This is a genomic window from Mesorhizobium sp. M7D.F.Ca.US.004.01.2.1, assembly GCF_003997785.1.
Taxonomy (GTDB): domain Bacteria; phylum Pseudomonadota; class Alphaproteobacteria; order Rhizobiales; family Rhizobiaceae; genus Mesorhizobium; species Mesorhizobium loti.
Map to the genome: position 1 here is coordinate 1 of NZ_RZRQ01000115.1, position 17548 is coordinate 17548.

General features: G+C 60.3%; 18 protein-coding genes and 1 pseudogene. 13 read left to right on the forward strand and 6 right to left on the reverse strand.

The features are described from left to right. Positions 1-126, forward strand: a pseudogene (locus EN993_RS17320) (FAD-binding protein); the annotation flags it as partial. A 119-nt stretch (positions 127-245) separates the two neighbouring features. Here the strand turns inward: EN993_RS17320 and EN993_RS17325 are convergent. Beyond that, a complete protein-coding gene (locus EN993_RS17325; protein ID WP_127264312.1) occupies positions 246-1595 on the reverse strand; it encodes a HAMP domain-containing sensor histidine kinase in 1350 nt (449 codons plus the stop codon). Continuing rightward, positions 1595-2269, reverse strand: coding sequence for a response regulator transcription factor (locus tag EN993_RS17330; RefSeq protein WP_109670184.1), 675 nt, complete (start codon positions 2267-2269; stop codon positions 1595-1597). The genes EN993_RS17325 and EN993_RS17330 overlap by 1 nt, the downstream gene beginning before the upstream one ends. 283 nt (positions 2270-2552) lie before the next feature. On the opposite strand from EN993_RS17330, the gene EN993_RS17335 reads away from it, so the two are divergent. After that, positions 2553-3131, forward strand: a complete 579-nt coding sequence (locus tag EN993_RS17335; protein ID WP_127264314.1) for a methyltransferase domain-containing protein — start codon at positions 2553-2555, stop codon at positions 3129-3131. Further along, positions 3118-3750, forward strand: coding sequence for a DedA family protein (locus tag EN993_RS17340; RefSeq protein ID WP_127264316.1), 633 nt, complete (start codon positions 3118-3120; stop codon positions 3748-3750). Before EN993_RS17335 ends, EN993_RS17340 begins: the two co-directional genes overlap by 14 nt. A 252-nt stretch (positions 3751-4002) precedes the next feature. Here EN993_RS17340 and EN993_RS17345 read toward each other — a convergent pair whose 3' ends face one another. After that, positions 4003-5064 (reverse strand): nucleotidyltransferase domain-containing protein, encoded by a 1062-nt coding sequence (locus EN993_RS17345; protein ID WP_245468867.1) that lies wholly within the window; start codon positions 5062-5064, stop codon positions 4003-4005. Between the two features lie 45 nt (positions 5065-5109). Between EN993_RS17345 and EN993_RS37810 the strand changes: the two genes are divergently transcribed. Both EN993_RS37810 and EN993_RS37815 read left to right on the forward strand, forming a co-directional pair. Continuing rightward, complete coding sequence (locus EN993_RS37810) at positions 5110-5541, forward strand: nitroreductase family protein (RefSeq protein WP_245468868.1); 432 nt, start codon at positions 5110-5112, stop codon at positions 5539-5541. A 2-nt stretch (positions 5542-5543) separates the two neighbouring features. Then, positions 5544-5684 carry a host attachment protein gene (locus EN993_RS37815; protein ID WP_348629872.1) on the forward strand — a complete coding sequence of 47 codons (141 nt, stop codon included), beginning with the start codon at positions 5544-5546 and terminating at the stop codon, positions 5682-5684. A gap of 106 nt (positions 5685-5790) precedes the next feature. On the opposite strand, the gene EN993_RS17360 is transcribed toward EN993_RS37815, so the two are convergent. Continuing rightward, positions 5791-6006: a hypothetical protein gene (locus EN993_RS17360; protein WP_127264320.1), complete on the reverse strand. Its 216-nt coding sequence runs from the start codon at positions 6004-6006 to the stop codon at positions 5791-5793. Between the two features lie 447 nt (positions 6007-6453). Here EN993_RS17360 and EN993_RS17365 point away from each other — a divergent pair, with 447 nt between their 5' ends. The 4 genes from EN993_RS17365 to EN993_RS17380 all read left to right on the forward strand — a co-directional run bounded on the left by EN993_RS17365 (position 6454) and on the right by EN993_RS17380 (position 12700). Further along, positions 6454-7290 (forward strand): universal stress protein, encoded by an 837-nt coding sequence (locus EN993_RS17365; protein WP_127264322.1) that lies wholly within the window; start codon positions 6454-6456, stop codon positions 7288-7290. 11 nt (positions 7291-7301) lie between these two features. Then, entirely contained in the window at positions 7302-8909 is a 1608-nt protein-coding gene (locus tag EN993_RS17370) for an MBL fold metallo-hydrolase (protein WP_127264324.1), read from the forward strand. 122 nt (positions 8910-9031) lie between these two features. Next, on the forward strand, positions 9032-11455 hold the full coding sequence (locus EN993_RS17375; protein WP_127264326.1) for a phosphoketolase family protein: 2424 nt from the start codon (positions 9032-9034) through the stop codon (positions 11453-11455). Between the two features lie 39 nt (positions 11456-11494). Then, positions 11495-12700, forward strand: a complete 1206-nt coding sequence (locus EN993_RS17380) for an acetate/propionate family kinase (RefSeq protein WP_127264328.1) — start codon at positions 11495-11497, stop codon at positions 12698-12700. Here EN993_RS17380 and EN993_RS17385 read toward each other — a convergent pair whose 3' ends face one another. Together EN993_RS17385 and EN993_RS17390 are read right to left on the reverse strand one after the other, a co-directional pair. Next, on the reverse strand, positions 12701-13216 hold the full coding sequence (locus EN993_RS17385; RefSeq protein WP_127264340.1) for a GNAT family N-acetyltransferase: 516 nt from the start codon (positions 13214-13216) through the stop codon (positions 12701-12703). A 73-nt stretch (positions 13217-13289) separates the two neighbouring features. Beyond that, on the reverse strand, positions 13290-13937 hold the full coding sequence (locus EN993_RS17390; protein ID WP_126067997.1) for a helix-turn-helix domain-containing protein: 648 nt from the start codon (positions 13935-13937) through the stop codon (positions 13290-13292). A gap of 503 nt (positions 13938-14440) precedes the next feature. Between EN993_RS17390 and EN993_RS17395 the strand changes: the two genes are divergently transcribed. From EN993_RS17395 to EN993_RS17410, 4 genes are all read left to right on the forward strand, one after another. Then, positions 14441-14689: an exopolysaccharide production repressor protein gene (locus EN993_RS17395; RefSeq protein ID WP_126067998.1), complete on the forward strand. Its 249-nt coding sequence runs from the start codon at positions 14441-14443 to the stop codon at positions 14687-14689. Between the two features lie 86 nt (positions 14690-14775). After that, entirely contained in the window at positions 14776-15519 is a 744-nt protein-coding gene (locus EN993_RS17400) for a metallophosphoesterase family protein (protein ID WP_127264330.1), read from the forward strand. Between the two features lie 13 nt (positions 15520-15532). Continuing rightward, positions 15533-16942 (forward strand): bifunctional serine/threonine-protein kinase/universal stress protein, encoded by a 1410-nt coding sequence (locus EN993_RS17405; RefSeq protein WP_127264332.1) that lies wholly within the window; start codon positions 15533-15535, stop codon positions 16940-16942. A gap of 93 nt (positions 16943-17035) precedes the next feature. After that, positions 17036-17545 carry a hydrolase gene (locus EN993_RS17410; RefSeq protein ID WP_127264334.1) on the forward strand — a complete coding sequence of 170 codons (510 nt, stop codon included), beginning with the start codon at positions 17036-17038 and terminating at the stop codon, positions 17543-17545. The last annotated feature ends 3 nt before the right edge of the window (positions 17546-17548 follow it).

The following is a 17548-nucleotide window of genomic DNA, read 5'->3' on the forward strand; positions in this document are numbered from 1 at the left end:
GCTTCGCGCGCGGCGGTCGACGCCGGCTATGCGCCGAACGACTGGCAGGTCGGCCAGACCGGCAAGGTGGTTGCCCCCGATCTTTACATCGCGGTGGGCATCTCCGGCGCCATCCAGCACCTCGCCGATGGCGAGACCGTTGCGGGCACTTTCACAGCGACCGTACAACTATCGGGCAGCAAGTTCGCCTTCGTCGAGAAGTCCCACGAGTCACGCTTGTCCCCTGGGTCACCGGTCATCGACCGTCAGCTCGGCATCGCAAAGGACATTCGCAGACACGCGCCTTTGTCAGCTTCGACGACAGCAACCTGGCCACCGTGCAGGCGCATGATCTCCTGCACCAAGTTTAGCCCTAGTCCGGCGCCGCGACCGTCAGGTGTCAAGCGGTTGAACGGTTCGAAGATCTGCCTCCGCTCGTTGGCCGGAATGCCTCTACCTTCATCGCAAACTTCGACGAAGCCGGCTGCGTCGACACGAACCGTGATGGTTCCGTGGCGGCCACCATGGTCGATGGCGTTTTGCACCAGATTGGTCAGCGCCCTTTCGAGCGAGGTCTGGTCGCCCATGACAAGGATTTCGCCGCGTTCAGCTTCGAATGACATGTCGTAGCCTGCCGCAAGCGCCAGCGGGCCGAGGTCAAAGACCACCTGTTTGGCCATTCCGACAAGATTGACCGGCAGGAAGTGGTTCGACTTCTGATCAAGCCGCTGAAGATCGAGAAGCTGGCCGGCGAGGGTTGTCAGGCGTGCCGCGTCCTCCAGCAGGCTCGTCTTGTCGGATCCGGGAGGCAACGCCGCAACTCGAGCATTCAAGATGGCAATGGGCGTGCGCAGTTCGTGCGCGGCTTGCGCGAGAAAATGCTGATGGCGCGCATATCCCGCATCGAGGCGCTGGAGCGCATCGTTGACCGCGTTGACGAGAGGGCCGATTTCGACAGGCACATCATTCACCGGTAGCTGCACGCCGCGCTTGTCAAATTCGATGCGGGTCGCTTGCGCCACTGCCCGGCCCAGCCCCGCCAGCGCCCGGCGTACGACAAAAGGTGTTGCGACCAAGGTTGCCAGCGTCATGAGGGCGATCACCGGCAAGATGACAGAGACAAATCCACCAGATACTCCCAAGGCAAGGCGACGGATGGACATCTGCCCTTGCGTGCCCGTCAAGATGTGAACTTTGCCAGCAGCAGTAGTGACCCACTTGATGACTGCATCAGGTTTTCCACCCATTCCGAGCTGCCCTAGCCGGGCGTCATTCAGCTTGTCGAGTATGCCGATGACGGGCGCATAGGTCGGCGGAATGTTGCCCTCCGACAAGCGATGCGCCTCAGCATCTCGGATCACGAACCATAACCCCGGCGCTTCCGACCGAAGACGAACAAGTGCGGAGGTCGGCTGAAGAGCCAACCCGCCGCTTGCGTCTCGCACAATCGCATCCGCGAGCACGTCGAGACTGCCTCCTTCGTAATCGTCGACGAGATAGCCGGTGCTCCAGAGGGCCCCGACGGTCAGCGCCACAAGTGCTGCAATCATTGCAGCCTGCAGCGCCACAATTCTGCTGACCAGCAGCCATTTCAGGGAACGAGGCTTCGACCGCATTACGCCGTCTCGCGCAGCAGATAGCCGACGCCACGTATGCCACTGATCACCACGCCCGCGTTGGCATCCGTGAGCTTGCGGCGAGCCCGCGAAATATGCGTATCGAGCGCATTCGACTGGATATCGTCATTGATGCCGAAAACGGCTTCCATCAGCGTCTCGCGCAGCACCATGCGTCCCATCCGCCGCATCAGGGCTTCAACAACGAGCAATTCCCGCCGCGGCATCCGCAGATGAACCCCGTCGACATGCGCCTCGCGATGCGTGAAGTCGAATGACATGCGACCTATGCTCACGATGTCGGCCTGCACATTGGCTGGGCGGCGCATGATGGCCCTAAGCCGAGCCAGCAGCTCCTCAAAGGCAAACGGTTTCCCCAGATAGTCGTCAGCACCACTGTCCAGGCCGGCAACCCGGTCGATCAGGTCACCCTTTGCCGTCAGCACCAGCACCGGCACTACATTGCCGTTTGCGCGCAGCGACTTGATCAGTGAAAGCCCGTCGCCATCCGGCAATCTGCGGTCCAGCACCACCACGTCGTAAATGTCATCGCAGAGCGCGGCGTCAGCCTCCGCCAGGCTTGCCACATCGTCGACAACCATGTCGTGGCGGACCAGCCCACTGCGCAGAACCCCGACCATGGCCTGCTCGTCTTCCACCAACAGCACGCGCATCCAATCAGCTCCGTCGTTCACGCGCATAGTTTAGCCGGGCACCAGCGCCGCTGCATTGCGAAAACCTTGCAGGCAAGCTTTTACGAGAGATTTTTGGCTTATCCCGACGCCGCCGCCCCCCATCCTTCGAAGAATATTTGTGTGACAGGTTTTCTCAATCCGGGCGTGTGAGTTCTCGGCTCTTCACTGAATAGGACGAGATCAATGCCCTGCAATTTCGCCAGCCTCGCGGCTGAACGACGCGTCCCCCCTTCTGTTTATGGTTCGATCCTGGAGGGCCAGCATGTCGATCGCTGATATCCCGCCATTCTTTCTTGCCTGGCTTCGCAATCCACGCAGCATCGCGGCTGTGGCCCCATCAGGCGCCCGGGTTGCGGCACTGATGACCCAGGACATCGATTCTGCGACCGGACCCGTCATGGAGCTAGGACCCGGCACCGGGGCTTTCACCTATTCACTGCTCAAGCGCGGTGTGTGCGAGAAGGATCTTACGCTGGTCGAGTTCAGCGCTGATTTTGTCCAGCTCTTGAAGTCGCGCTTCCCCCAAGCCCGCGTTCTCAAGATGGATGCCACACGACTTGCCGACCTCAGGCTATTTGACCGCGCCTCGGCTGGCGCAGTCATCAGCGGGCTGGGCTTTCGTGCCATGCAGCCCAAGCAGGTCACCGCCATCTTGAACGGAGCCTTCAAATATCTGAGACCCAACGGCGCATTTTATCAGATCACCTATGGCCCACGCTGTCCGGTTCCCGAACCCGTTCTGGATCACCTGAACCTCAGTTCAGCGCATGTCGGCCGAACCGTCTGGAACATACCGCCGGCGTCCGTCTACCGGATTAGCAGATCCGATGACTGCGCCTGAGCTCACCATGCAAGTGCCGCACGCTGTCACCGTGCTGATGAGCTTCGGGCTTGCCGGCATCGGGTGTCTCGCCATTGCCGAAAAGTTCGTCCCTCTCTTTCCGTCCTATATCTTGCTGATGCTGTTGGGATTGACCGTGCCGGATGGCGGGGCACTCGCGCTGACCATCGCAGTCACGACATCAGGATCGGTTATTGGAGGGCTGTGCTGGTATGCGATCGGCTTGTCGCTTGGGCCGCAACGGGCGCGCGCGGCTGTGGCGCGTTATGGCAAATGCGTATTCCTGAAACTGCCATTCTATGACAGGCTGACCGACGCCTACCGCCGCAATCATTTCTGGGTGACACTGGCGGGGCAGGTCGTTCCGGCGGTTCGAATTTATCTTGCCTTGCCGGCTGGCGCGTTGAAGCTTGAAGCCAGAACTTTCCTGGCAGCGACATCGCTTGGCTGCCTGCTGTGGAATACGCCATTTCTGTGTCTTGGCTATGCCTTGCGCAGCAGCGGGCACGATCTGGCGCGAGTTGGCTTCTGGGCCGCCTTCGCCATCGTCATGTTCGAAGGCATAATTGTGCTCGCCATCCGATTTCGAAAGTTCAGGAAAGGTCGCTCACATCTTTAAACCGCACGCCGTCACTCCAAAGGAAGTCTTTGGTCGAAATGATGAAGTGTCGAACCGAGTGACAACCGGCAAGTTGCTGCTCATCCCCTGAAAGCGAATACCGCTCTGGCGCGCTCCACAGATCGCCTGCTCATGGATGGGGTCGAACTCACTCCATCTAGTCCGGAAGTGCACGACCAACGATGCACGCGCGTCCTTGGAGCCAGAGAAAATCGGCAGTCACAGACAAGCGCTGAACGATGTCGACGCGAGTCATGCGAACAAATGATGGGCGTCGTCGAAAACGGACGGGGCAAGGGCCCGAAGCTCGCTTGCTTCGTACGGAAGATGCTTGAGATACTGGGTCGTGAGCCCGGCAACAGCTTGCGCCTGGGCCAAGTCGCGACGGCGCTTGATTGGCTCGCGATCAGCTCGTTTCGACACCCAGAATTTGTGCGCGGCAAAAATCCGGGGATCGGGAACGACGAGGCGTAATGGCCCACCTTTTTCATCGATCGCGATTGCTTCGAAAGCAGGGGCATTTTCCAGCCATGCCAAGCCGGCGATCTCGACGGCAACCAATTCGTCGTCGGCCTTCCCAACAGTTTGCCGACTCTGCTTCCACTCCGGGGTCGCAAGCGGTTTGATCAGATCGACGAGATATCCGTCGCGGTTCACCGCGCGGAACGTTGCGGATGAACGCTCGAAGGACCGATCGACCTTGCGCAAGAGGTTGATGAGCGCTCCGTCTTCGACGTTTGTGTCAGCCATGATTCTGAGGGACTGGGGCGCATCCATGAGGAGGCCAATGTCTTCCGTAGACGTGATGCCCGGATCCACGAACACTCCGGCCGTCGCCTCATAGGCGTATATTGCATTGGTTCCCGCAATACGAATGCCTTCGCCGAGAAGACCGGCGTCATCGATTGCCCTGATAATTCTTGCAGCGATCAAGGGAACGCGTCCGAGCCTGAGCGCTCGATTGACAGCAGATTGGCGCTCCATCTGCTCCCGTCGCGCGGAGAGCGTCTCTTGGGCGGACGCGCGTGCCACTTCCCAATCCGCTTTGAGAGCTTCGCTCGCCGGCGAGCGGCGACCTTCCACCTTCTGGTGTCGTGCACCGGTGGAATCGTAGTAGCTTCGCATCAGGTGGTCGATGCCATTCACGGTGTGCCAGACGAGGGATCCCCGAAAGCTCTTCGCCTTTCTTTGGGCCTCCTTAAGCACGGCGAAGCGTTGGTCGGAATTGACTTTCTCACGACGCTGGTCGTTATTTAATTCAATAAAATCAGTCACATCAACAGCGATCAAACGATTTGCACGGAACTGTTGCAAGCCGCAATAACCGGCGGAACGACCGTTTGCAAGGCGCCGAGCGCCATGAACCTGCAGCCATGGGCCTTTGTTGTGGTCAGCGGTTCCGCGCGTCTGCGGGGATTGTCGGATGAGGCCAAGCGCTACACCATCGCCAATCTGCCCAAAGGTTCGCCGCTCGCTGGTCATCCTGCCGATAAAGAGTTCACGATTTTCCATGGTGCGCCGGCGCTGATCATCATTTGTGCCTCGAATGCCGAGAGACAGTCTGACGAGGATTGCTGCCTGGCCGGGCAGAATCTCATGCTTGCAGCTCATGCGAGGGGTCTAGGAACATGCTGGATAGGGTTGTCTCGGCCCTGGCTCAACGAGACGACGGTGAAGAAGGAGCTTGGGATTCCGCTCGCACTGAAACCAGTTGCCCCCATCATTATCAGCCGGGCGCAAAAATTACCTGCCGCCACGTCAAGAAACGAACCGCAGATCATTTGGGGATAGTGGTGATCGCCGATCCGCGCACGCTGGGCGAGTTGCGTAGGCACTTCCAGGCTCCGTTGAGAGCAAAGCTGGTAGGCGAGCTGGCCAAGGATCTCGTGAAACATTCCGCCGAGGCCATCGAGGACACGTTGACGACGGCTTGAGAGGCCGCCCAGATCATGGACCATGTCGCACTTGTGGCAACCGTATTAGTCTCGGTCAAGGAACGTCCGAGGCATCGGCCGGATCACCGACACGCGGAAGCTGCTGCTAGAGGAGAGAGAAGTTCGAGCCGAGAAAGACGAGAACCTGACCGGTGATCAGGGGAATTCGCAATATGAGACCATTCTCGCCGCTGTCCTGGATCGGCGATCCCGCGACGTAAGGGTGCACCTTCAGGATGTTTTTCCAGATCGTTGGAAAATCCGCTCCTTTGTTCCTTTCAGCATTGCACGCATTGAGAAGCCTCGCGACGATGTCCGTCATTGAACCCGCTTTAACTAAGCGCCTGATTTGAAATCATATGGAATGAATACGGCGGGCATGGTTTGATCTGGATCAAAAATGCCGGGCTGCTCAGCCCGACACAATAAGGTCGGCGTTGGCGGAGCTCAGGAAATCGGTCAGCTTGTCGCTCTCGTCATCGGCCGTCAGCACTTCATTGCGCGCCTTGATGCCATGCCCGGCCAAGAAGGTCGCAACATCCTGAATGCCGGCACTGATCCTGTCGCCGGGCTTTTTCTGTCGCTGCAGTTCGAGCTATCCGCATCATAGCGGCTGGGTAAAGGGCTCCCGCTGCTCCTAACCAAACGCCTGACCACCCCTCAGGATGAAGACGCATTTGCGGTGGATCAAAGCTCGCCTCGTCCCTTGTGATTACAAATGTCGCGAAAGATGGCCGTTTGGCCTTTGCCGCAACGGAGGCGAAATCCGATGAAGCTGATGGCATCTCTGTCCTTGGCGACATTTCCAGACGCGAGCTCCTCGAAAATCGCAGCGAATGCAGTCGCAGTCGCCAAGAATATCGAAGCGACGCTGCATGCTGTTGCCGTCAATGTCGACATTCCCGACGTTTCGAACGCGCTCTCGAGCTATTTGCTCGATCTTCCAAACAAGATACGAGAGGTCGAGGCGACCAGCCGCAAATGCGGCAGCGTCCTGCTGGAGGCGATTACGAAAGAAGCAGCGCATGGCGGTGTGACCCTCACCACGCAGGAGTTGACCGCAGCACCGGCCCGGATGGGCGATGTTGCCGCAAACCACTCCCGCTATTTCGATGTCTGTCTGGTCGGCTGGGCGCCGGCCAACCAGACGGCGCGGATGATAGCCGAGGCGATACTGTTCGGCTCGGGTCGACCGACCCTGCTTATTCCCGACTCCACGGACGTCGGGGTCCTTGGACATGTCGTTATCGCCTGGGACGCCAGCCGAGTGGCCGCACGGGCTGTTGCCGACGCACACGCGTTTCTCGAACGGGCCTCCATGATCACCGTTGTGACCGTGACCGATGAAAAGCCACTTCCTGGACAGGACATCGGCGAACGCCTTGCGCAGGGATTGAGGACGCGCGGTCTGGTGGCCGAGGCCGCCTCGATCCAGGCAGGGGATCGGTCGATCGGAACAGCTCTCCAGGAGCATGCTCTCAAGATCGGCGGCGACCTACTTGTCATGGGCGGATATGGTCACTCCCGCGTCAGGGACTTCGTGCTTGGCGGTGCCACCGAAGGCATTCTCGCGGATCTGCGTCTGCCTGTCCTGCTGTCGCATTAGGTTGTGGCGATATGAGAGGCAATCGCGACACGGATCCTGTTCTGCGCTTCCACGGCGCGGCTCATGGTGTCACCGGCTCTTGCTATGAGATCGAAACGCCGCGCGGGCGGATTCTCGTCGACTGCGGCCTGTTCCAGGGGTCGAAGTCGGAAAGGGAACTGAACTATGGTGCGTTCCCGTTTCCACCGGACGCGATTGACGCCGTCATTCTAACGCATGCACATATCGACCACAGCGGCCTTTTGCCGAAACTGGTCAAGCAGGGATTTGCCGGCCCGATCCACACCACTCGCGCCACCATCGATCTTTGCTCAGTCATGCTGCCGGATTCGGCTCATATTCAGGAAATGGAGGTCGAGCACCTGAACCGCCGCAACGCGCAGCGCGGTCGGCCGCCGGTCGAGCCGATCTACAGCCTGCGGGATGCGGCCGCTTGCATGACCTTGTTCCGGGCTCTGGAATACGGCGAATGGACCATCGTCACCGACGGCCTTCGCGCCCGCTTCTGGAATGCCGGCCATCTGCTTGGTTCGGCATCGGTCGAACTCGAGATCGACCGGCAGGATGCGCCCCTGCGCCTCATGTTCTCGGGCGACATAGGCCCCGGCCACAAGCTGCTTCAGACCGATCCAGAGGGGCCGTCGGGCGTCGATTATCTGATCTGTGAATCGACCTATGGCGACCGAGAGCGACCTGACGTCTCGCCGGAGCAGCGGCGATCCCAGCTCGGCGACATCGTTCGTGGCGCTGCCGAGGCCTGTGGCCCCCTCATTATTCCGTCTTTCGCGGTCGAGAGGACGCAAGAACTGCTGGTCGATCTGTATTTGCTCATGAAAGCGGGGGAGGTGCCGTCAGCCCCGGTCTTCGTCGACTCGCCGCTGGCAACACGCGCCAGTGCGATTTTTGAGCGCCATGCCAACGAGATCGAGCAGGGTGACGTGCTGCGCCTGGCCCTCAACTCGAAGGAGCTGCGCTTCACAGAGACGGTGGAACAGAGCAAGGCGATCAATCGCCTGACCGGCTTCTTCGTGGCGATCGCCGCCAGCGGCATGTGCGATGCGGGGCGAATCCGCCATCATCTCAAGGCCAATCTCTGGCGCAGGAACGCCACGGTGATGATGGCCGGATACCAGGCCCAAGGGTCGCTCGGGAGGATACTGCTCGACGGCGCTGAGCGTGTGCGCATCCAGGGTGAGGAAGTCGAGGTCAAAGCACGCATCACCCTGTTCGACCTCTATTCCGGCCACGCCGACGCCAGCGAACTGGTTGCCTGGCTCAAGGCCCGAACTCCGGTGAAGCAGCAGGTGTTCCTGACGCATGGAGAGGAGGCTGGACTCGGCGGCCTGCGTGGAAGGCTTGCAGGACTGATACCCGACGACAAGATCATCATCCCGAGGCTAGACGATGCTTTCCAATTGACCCCCGGTCGTAGTTTGCCGGTCGAGGTTAACGAGCCCCGCCGTCTGACGCCGGGAAAGATTGCCCGCCTCGACTGGCACAACGACCTTTCAAGGCTTCTCCTGGACGTAAACGAGGCGGTCACCGCTGCGGCCGACGAGAGGGGTCGCGCAGCGGTGATTAGGCGCATGCGCAGGGCGCTCGAGGACAACGACGCATAGAGGCCGTGAAGCGATGAACTGAAAGCGCGCGAACGCGTTGGTGTCCATTCGCTGCAGATCAAAGAACACAGGCCCGTGTCGCAGTCCGGCGACAGGGCGCCAACAGGCGATGGGAGCCAGACATGACAGAGCATACGACAATACCAGCTTCCAGTGGCCTTCTGTCCGATCGCGAGTTGCACGATATCGATGCCTATTGGCGTGCTGCCAACTATCTGACGATCGGCCAGATCTACCTGCTCGACAATCCGCTGCTGCGCGAACCGTTGCGGCTGGAGCACGTCAAGCCGCGCCTGCTCGGCCACTGGGGAACGTCGCCGGGCTTGAGTTTTATCTATGCACACCTCAATCGCGCAATCCGGCTCAGGGAAGCAAATGTGATCTATGTTTGCGGCCCAGGCCATGGCGGCCCGGCAATGGTGGCGAATACCTATCTGGAAGGCACCTACAGCGAATTCAATCCGGACATTGCGATGGACGAGCAGGGGATGCGCAAGCTGTTCCGGCAGTTTTCGTTTCCCGGCGGTATCCCGAGCCATGCAGCACCGGATGTGCCCGGCTCAATTCATGAGGGCGGAGAGTTGGGCTATTCGCTTTCGCATGCCTATGGCGCCGCCTTCGACAATCCCGACCTTGTCGTCGCCTGTGTCGTCGGTGACGGCGAGGCTGAAACGGGGCCACTGGCAGCCGCGTGGCATTCCAACAAATTCCTCAACCCGGCGCGCGACGGGGCGGTGCTGCCGATCCTGCATCTGAACGGCTACAAGATCGCCAATCCGACCATTCTGGCCCGCATTCCCGAAGACGAATTGCGCGCGCTGTTTGCCGGCTACGGCTATGAGCCGCTGTTCGTGGAGGGCCACGAGCCTGTGCTGATGCATGAGCGAATGGCGAGCGTGCTCGACGATGCGTTTGATAGGATCCAGGCTATCCAGCATGCCGCCCGCAACGGAGCTGCGGCGACCGCGTCACGACCAAAATGGCCAATGATCGTGCTGCGCAGCCCCAAGGGCTGGACGGGACCGAAAGAGGTCGACGGTCTGAAGACCGAGGGCTTCTGGCGCTCGCATCAGGTACCCTTGTCTGGCCTTGCGGAAAACCCGGCCCATCTCAAGCTGCTCGAGGAGTGGCTGAAAAGCTACCGGCCCGAGGAACTGTTCGACGCCGCCGGCGCTCCTGTGGCTGCGATCCGCGCCACGGCACCCCAGGCGACGAGACGTATGGGCGCCAACCCGCATGCCAATGGCGGCCTGCTGCGAAGGTCTCTGGATCTGCCGGCGTTGCATGACCACGCCATTGCGCTTGAGCGCCCTGGCGCCATCAAGGCTGAGTCGACGCGGGTCATGGGTCGTTTCCTGCGTGACGTCATGAAGTTGAACGAGGCCTCAGAGAACTTCCGGATCGTCGGCCCGGACGAGACCGCCTCGAACCGGCTTCAAGACGTGTTCGAGGTCACGGAACGTGCCTGGATGGAAAAGATTCTGCCCGAAGATGTCCATCTCGGCCGCGACGGCCGGGTTCTCGAAATCCTCTCTGAGCACACCTGCCAGGGTTGGCTGGAAGGCTATCTGCTCACCGGGCGCCATGGCCTGTTTTCCTGCTACGAGGCGTTTATCCACATCGTCGATTCCATGTTCAATCAGCACGCGAAATGGCTGGATGCCTGCCGCGATATCCCGTGGCGGCGGCCGATCGCATCGCTGAATTATCTGTTGTCCAGCCATGTCTGGCATCAGGAACACAACGGCTTTAGCCATCAGGACCCCGGCTTCATTGACGTCGCCCTCAACAAGAAGGCCGATATTGTGCGGGTCTACCTGCCACCGGACGCCAACACCTTGTTGTGCGTGACCGACCATGTGCTGCAGACCTGGAACCGCATCAACGTCATCGTCGCCGGCAAGCCGCCGTCTTGGCAGTGGCTGTCGATGGATAGGGCAATCATTCACTGCAGGGCAGGGGTCGGCATCTGGGACTGGGCGTCAACTGACGATGGGGCAGAGCCCGACCTCGTGATGGCTTGCGCTGGCGACGTCCCGACCCTAGAAACGCTGGCCGCGGTGCAGATCCTCAGGCAACAGGTTCCCGATCTCAGGATCCGGGTGGTCAATGTCGTTGACCTGATGACTCTTCAGCCAAAGGAATACCATCCGCACGGTCTGTCGGATCGCGATTTCGACGCGCTGTTCACTACCGACAAGCCGGTCATCTTTGCCTATCACGGCTATCCCTGGACCATCCATCGCCTGACTTATCGGCGCACCAACCACGACAACATCCATGTGCGTGGCTATAACGAAGAAGGGACGACGACGACGCCTTTCGACATGACGGTGCTGAATGGCCTCGACCGCTTTCATATCGTCCAAAGCGCCCTCGACTGGGTGCCGCGACTGAAGAGCGTGCGGGTCGGCCTGAAGCAGGCGATGGACAGCAAGCTGCTTGAACATCGAGCCTGTATTCGCGCCCATGGGCAGGATATGCCCGAGATCCTTGACTGGAAGTGGGGACAGGATGCTGATGCGGCGCTGAAGCGTCCAGATTGACCTCAAGCACATAGGGACGGAAACATATCGGATGGCTTCATGACCGATGCGATCCTTGTCCTGAACGGCGGTTCTTCGAGCCTGAAGTTCGCCGTCTTCGAAGGGCGTGACCAACTTCCGGTACTGCTGCGCGGCAATGTCTCCTCCCTCGGTCAACAACCGCGGCTGCGTGTCGAGGCCGCGGCCAGCGCGTCCAAGATCGATAGGAGCCTGGGCGAAGCACGGATCGATATGGACAAGGCGTTCGCGGCGGTTGCATCCGTGCTCGCCGATAACGATCTCCTGCGTCGCATCGACAGGGTAGGGCACAGGATCGTTCACGGCGGGCGTGACTTCACCGAAGCAACGCGGCTCGACGAACGCACGCTAAAAGCGCTGCGCTTGCTTGAGCCGATGGCGCCCATCCACCAACGAATCAATCTCGAGCTTGTCGCGCTGGCCACAAAGCTCTTGCCGCAGGCCCTCCAGATAGGGTGCTTCGACACGGCGTTTCATTCAGCCCGGCCGGAGCTCGCCAAAATCTACGGGCTACCGCGCGCAATGTCCGAGGCGGGCATCGTGTCCTACGGCTTTCATGGGCTGTCTTACAGCCATATCGCTGCAAAGCTGCATGATCGTTACGGCACCCGCGCGGGTGGCCGCACGATCGTCGCCCATCTCGGCAGCGGCGCCAGCCTGTGCGCCATGGACGCTGGACGGAGCATCGCCACGACGATGGGATTTTCGACCCTGGACGGCCTGCTGATGAGCACGCGTTGCGGCGCGCTGGACCCGGGGGTGATCCTCCACTTGCTGCAGGAACGGCGGCTGTCTGGGGACGAACTGGTCACGATTCTCTACGAGCAATCAGGCCTGCTCGGTGTGTCCGGAATATCTGGTGATATGCGGACGCTGATCGGCTCGGACGATCTTGCCGCCGCACAGGCTGTCGATCTCTTCGTCTATCGGATCGGACGTGAGATAGGATCGTTGGCCGCTGCCATGGGAGGGCTGGACACGCTGGTGTTCACTGCCGGCATCGGCGAAAACGCGCCCTTGGTCCGGGAAAGGATCAGCGCCGCCGCGGCCTGGCTTGGGGTCGGCCTCGACGAGGAGCGAAACCGAGGAGGCGAGGAGGTGGTCAGCGCTGCGAATTCCCGCGTCGATGTGCTTGTCATTCCAGCGGATGAAGAACGCGCCGTGGCCACGGACATGTTCATCTTCCGATCTGCCGCGCCCGCAACGGCCCGGGAGGGGCCACGATAGCTAACCGGCTGATCGCGATCCCAGTTCCCGCCGAACCAGGACAAGCGTCGCATCGTCGGGATCGGGCGTGACGGTGAAACCCATGTCGCGCTCGACCTCGATCGCAGCACGGTTTTCACGGCTCTCGATCGACTCGATCGCTTTGAGGCCGAGTTCTTCGGCATATTTCGCGATAGAGGCGAGCAGCTCCCAGCCAACGCCCAGATGCTTGCGATCCGCGCGAATGCATATCGCAACCTCGCCGTTTCGATCGGCCGGATCGCTCGCCAGCGTCGCAACCGCGATCAGCATCCCGTCGGTCGAGAATGCTAGAAAATTATGGATATGGGCGTCATCTGAACGCGTCATCGCCACCAGCCGTTCATGCGAGACTTCCTTCACAGCGCCGAGAAAGCGGAAGCGCAGGTCTTCCGGAGTCACATGGGTGAAGAACTCGGCCAGCGTCGGCTCATCTTCAGCGCGCGCGCGGCGCACGTCGAAGCGAAAGCCGGTGTGGGTGGTAAGTGTATTGTCCATCGTCATCTGGTCCTTGAACTGAGGCCGGTTCTGCGGCGTCATTGTCGTCTCTCCTTTTCGTAGGCAGGCACCCTCATTCGCCCATGGTCTGCAACACGTCCTGCTTGACGATTTCGATGCTGCGCAGGTTGAGCAGGCGGATGACGCCCTTGTCCTTCAGCCGGGTGAAGACCCGCGACACGGTCTCGATGGTCAGGCCGAGATAGTCGCCGATGTCCATACGCGACATTGGCAACTCAACCTGCCGCAAGCCGCCCTGCCGCTCCGCCATGTCAACCAGGAAAGCGGCGACACGTTCGATGGCGTTCTGGCGGCCGAGAACCAGCAGATGCTCCTGCGCGCGGGTCAAACCCTTCAGCGCCAAGGGCAATAGTTGGCGGGACATGTCCGCCCCGGTAGTGAGCCGCAGAACGCGGACAGCTGTGGCGTTGATTGCCTCTGCGAAGAAATGATGTGTTGCGTCTGCCTCGAACCCGAATGTCTCTCCGGCGAGGTGAAAGGCGCTGATCTGCCGGCGACCGTCGGCAAGCAAGCGGTAGATGCGCACGGCACCGAACTCGACCTGATAGAAGGCCCCAGCTTTCTCGCCCTGGGCATAGATTTCCGCGCCGGCGGGAAAAAAGCTCACCGGCTGCAGCGGCGCCGGGTCGAACGCATCCGGCAGGCTTGGTTGCACAGAATGCGACAGCAGTGAGATTCTGGAACTCGTGGGGGCGTGCATGGCTGTTTTCCCGGTTGATCCGTGACACAGCAATCGCGCGAATCCGGGGGCCGCGAAATTCGGTTATATCCCTACGGGAAACTACCTACTTAAACACGGAGCGGATTCGCAGCCGCCAAGTGCGGCTACGGCCTTCAACGAGCGATTACGCTGGCCTTGGACCGAATAGACGCCTAGCGTCGCGGTTGCGTCTCCCCAAAGGAGGGATACGGTTATGCAGGATCCCTACCGCGAATACATACATCACGAAAACATCAAGCATTTCAGGCACAAGCTCATATCCGAAACAGACCCGGACCGTCGTGCAACGCTTAAAAATCTGTTGGCCGAGGAATTGGCCAGATTTGCAACAATCAAAAAGAAACCAGTTGACTGACGCCCGGCCTGATTGATCCACGTCAAGCCACAAGCCAATCCGGATGCCTATGATCCCCTTAGCTTTTGCATAGCAATGGGGAGCCGTTTCGAACTTATATCAGGTCCGGGGCGGTTGATGCGCAACAATGTATCTTCCGCAGTTTGTGGTGGGAATGTTTGTCACCTCGGCCATCGTTGCGGTGTGGACCTACGCGGTAACGGGCTCGGTCTGGACAGCACTGGGCTGGGCGATTATCGACTTGGTCGTTCTGCAGGTCGGATACTTCGTCTTTGTCATACGCTTGGTTTACAAAGGCGCGACGGCAGACGCTGAGCCAGACTCGGCATCACTCAGCCATGTTTCGCCACCCCAAAGAGACGGCAAATTGCTTTAGCCGTCCCCAATGATCGCGACGCAGCCGTATCAATCACCCGTGGCACGCGCCTTGCCATGTTTTGCCAATCTCTGGGACAAGGTTGAATGCGCATTGCAATCCTGTCTGACATCCATGCCAATCGCGAGGCGTTCGACGCGGTCATGGAAGCTGTCCACGAACGCGGTAGTCCAGACGAGTTGGTATTGCTCGGTGATCTGGTCGGCTACGGTCCTGATCCCATCTATGTGATCGAGAAGGCCGCCCATCTGATGGCTGATGGCGCGCTTTGCATCATGGGCAACCACGACGAAGCAGTGGCGCTGAATCTAAGCAACATGACGGAGAACGCGCGGTTCGCAGTCCAGTGGACTCGCGAACGCATCGCTCCGGCACATCTTGATTTCCTGGCGCGACTGCCGCTCTCACTGCAATCCGAGGACCGTCTGTATGTGCACGCAAGCGCCGAGCGGCCGGGAAAATGGCCCTATATACGCGACGTGGATGCGGCGGAGCGCTGCCTCTCGGCAAGCGACGCCCGCTTCGTTTTCTGCGGCCACACCCACATTCCCGCCATCTACTACGCGCTGCCCGGTCGCCGGCCAACGCATTTTCAGCCGCATGACAATGTGGCGGCGCCGTTGTCCGAGATCAGGCGTCACCTGGTAGTCGCCGGCGCGGTAGGCCAACCGCGCGACGGCAACCCGGCGGCGTGCTTTGTTCTTGTCGACACGCAGCGACACGAGGTCACGATGGTTCGTGTTCCCTATGATTACGAAGAAACAGCCAGCAAGATTCAAGCCGCCGGCCTGCCTGGATGGCTTGGCATGCGTCTGAAGATCGGCCGCTAAGGAGACGTATTCGATGCAACGGTTTGAGGCAGGGGCGGTCATCGATGGTTTCGAGCTGGTCGAAAAGCTGCCCTCCGGCGGCATGGCCTCGCTCTGGCGGGCGACCAACCCCCGGTACGATTTCCCGCTTGTGCTGAAGATCCCGTTTCTCGACCCGGGCGGGGATGTTTCCGTCATCCTCGGTTTCGAGGCGGAGGAGCTGATCCTGAAACGCCTGTCGGGACCGCATGTGCCGCGTTTTGCGTCATCCGGCAGTCTGGCGCAGGTTCCCTATATTGCCATGGAGTTCGTGGCCGGCACCGGCCTGGCGGATCTCGTAGGCAACGCGCCGCTGCCCGTGGACGAGGCGGCAAGGATCGGCACCGATATCGCAACGGCACTCGCCGCCCTGCACCGGCAGAAGGTCGTCCATCTCGATCTCAAGCCCGAGAATATCATTCTCGCCGAGCGCGGCGCGGTGCTCCTCGACTTCGGGCTCGCCCGGCATGCAGAGCTTCCCGATCTTCTCGGCGCGGAAAGCTCGGTGCCGATGGGTACCGTCGCCTATATTTCGCCGGAGCAGGTGCTCGGAGAGCGATCCGATCCTGCAAGTGACCTGTTTGCATTAGGTTGCATCCTCTATCAGCTGGCTACGGGCGAGGAGCCGTTCGGGCGGCCGGCGACTTTCGCGGGGATGAAGCGCAGGCTCTATCATACCCCCAGGCTGCCGCGCGATATCAACGACGCCATTCCGCGGTGGTTTGAAGCCATCATTCTGCGATGCATGGAGGTGGACAGGTCTCGACGATATGTCGAGGCGGCGCACGTTCTGTCCGACCTGAGGAATCCCGACCAGGTCGTGGTTGTCAGGCGTAAGCCCCAGGACGAGGGGGTGTGGGCCGCAATCAAGAAGCTGTTTCGCAAGACGGATGACAGATCGCTTGTCGGCAAGCCGACCTTGTCGAGAACGCAGGCCGGACCGTCAATTGTTCTTGCCGCAGTCGATCTGGCCAATGGTAGTGATGCGCTGGCAGGCGAGGTTCTCAACGAGACCGCCCGCGTGCTTGCCTCGCGCGAGGATTCCTGGCTGGCCTGCGTGACGGTCCTGAAGACAGAAGTCATCGGCGAGACGCCGGCGACCGACGAAACAGGGCGCTCAGTCTACTTGAAGCGGCTCGTCGCGCTCAAGGATTGGGCCCATCCACTGCATCTGTCGGAAGACCGCGTCAGTTATCATGTGCTTGAAGCGGTCAGTCCCGCCGATGCGATCCTCAACTACGCCGAGCACAATGACGTCGGGCACATCGTCGTTGGAGCGCGGGCGTCCTCGGCAATCCGCCGCCATCTCGGCAGTGTCTCGACCAAGGTCGTGGCACAAGCCCTTTGCTCGGTTTCAGTGGTCCGATTGAAAGCAGTCGAGGAACAAGGGCCACGGCCGCTTTGATGCGCTTCGATCGGGATTCAGGGCCGTCTTGACAAGGATCAATGATGGGTAGGCCCATTGCCCGTCAGATGGCTGCTCAAATGGGGAGCAGCCATGAAGACGAATGAAACGCCTCGATACGACGCGAGTGTCAACACAACCGGTTGCTGCCCCAAATTCAATCCCGAGGGTTGGGACAGCCAGGAACTGCACTTCAAGGACAAGCGGTTCGTCAAAGCCACAACCCACAGCGTCATGCACATCCCGATGAACATGGGCAGCGTATTCGCGCGCGTTAATAGGCACATGGAAGACGCCGGCGCTTCCGATCTCGATCAGTTTATCGTGCTCAGTAAAGATGTCCCGCCCTGGACCAGCGAACATCTGTTTGCGGTCTCGAAACCTGTCGCCAACGAGGAGATGACCACGCTGAGCGGCGACTATGTGACCAAATTGTTCGAAGGGCCGTACAGCCAGGCGAGGACCTGGGACGAGGAAATGCGGCAGATTGCGCGCGATCGAAACACAGAGCCGGGTGATGTGTATTTCTTCTACACGACATGCCCGAAATGCGCGAAAGCCTATGGCAAGAACTATGTCATCGGTGTCGTGGCAGCAGCCTAGGGC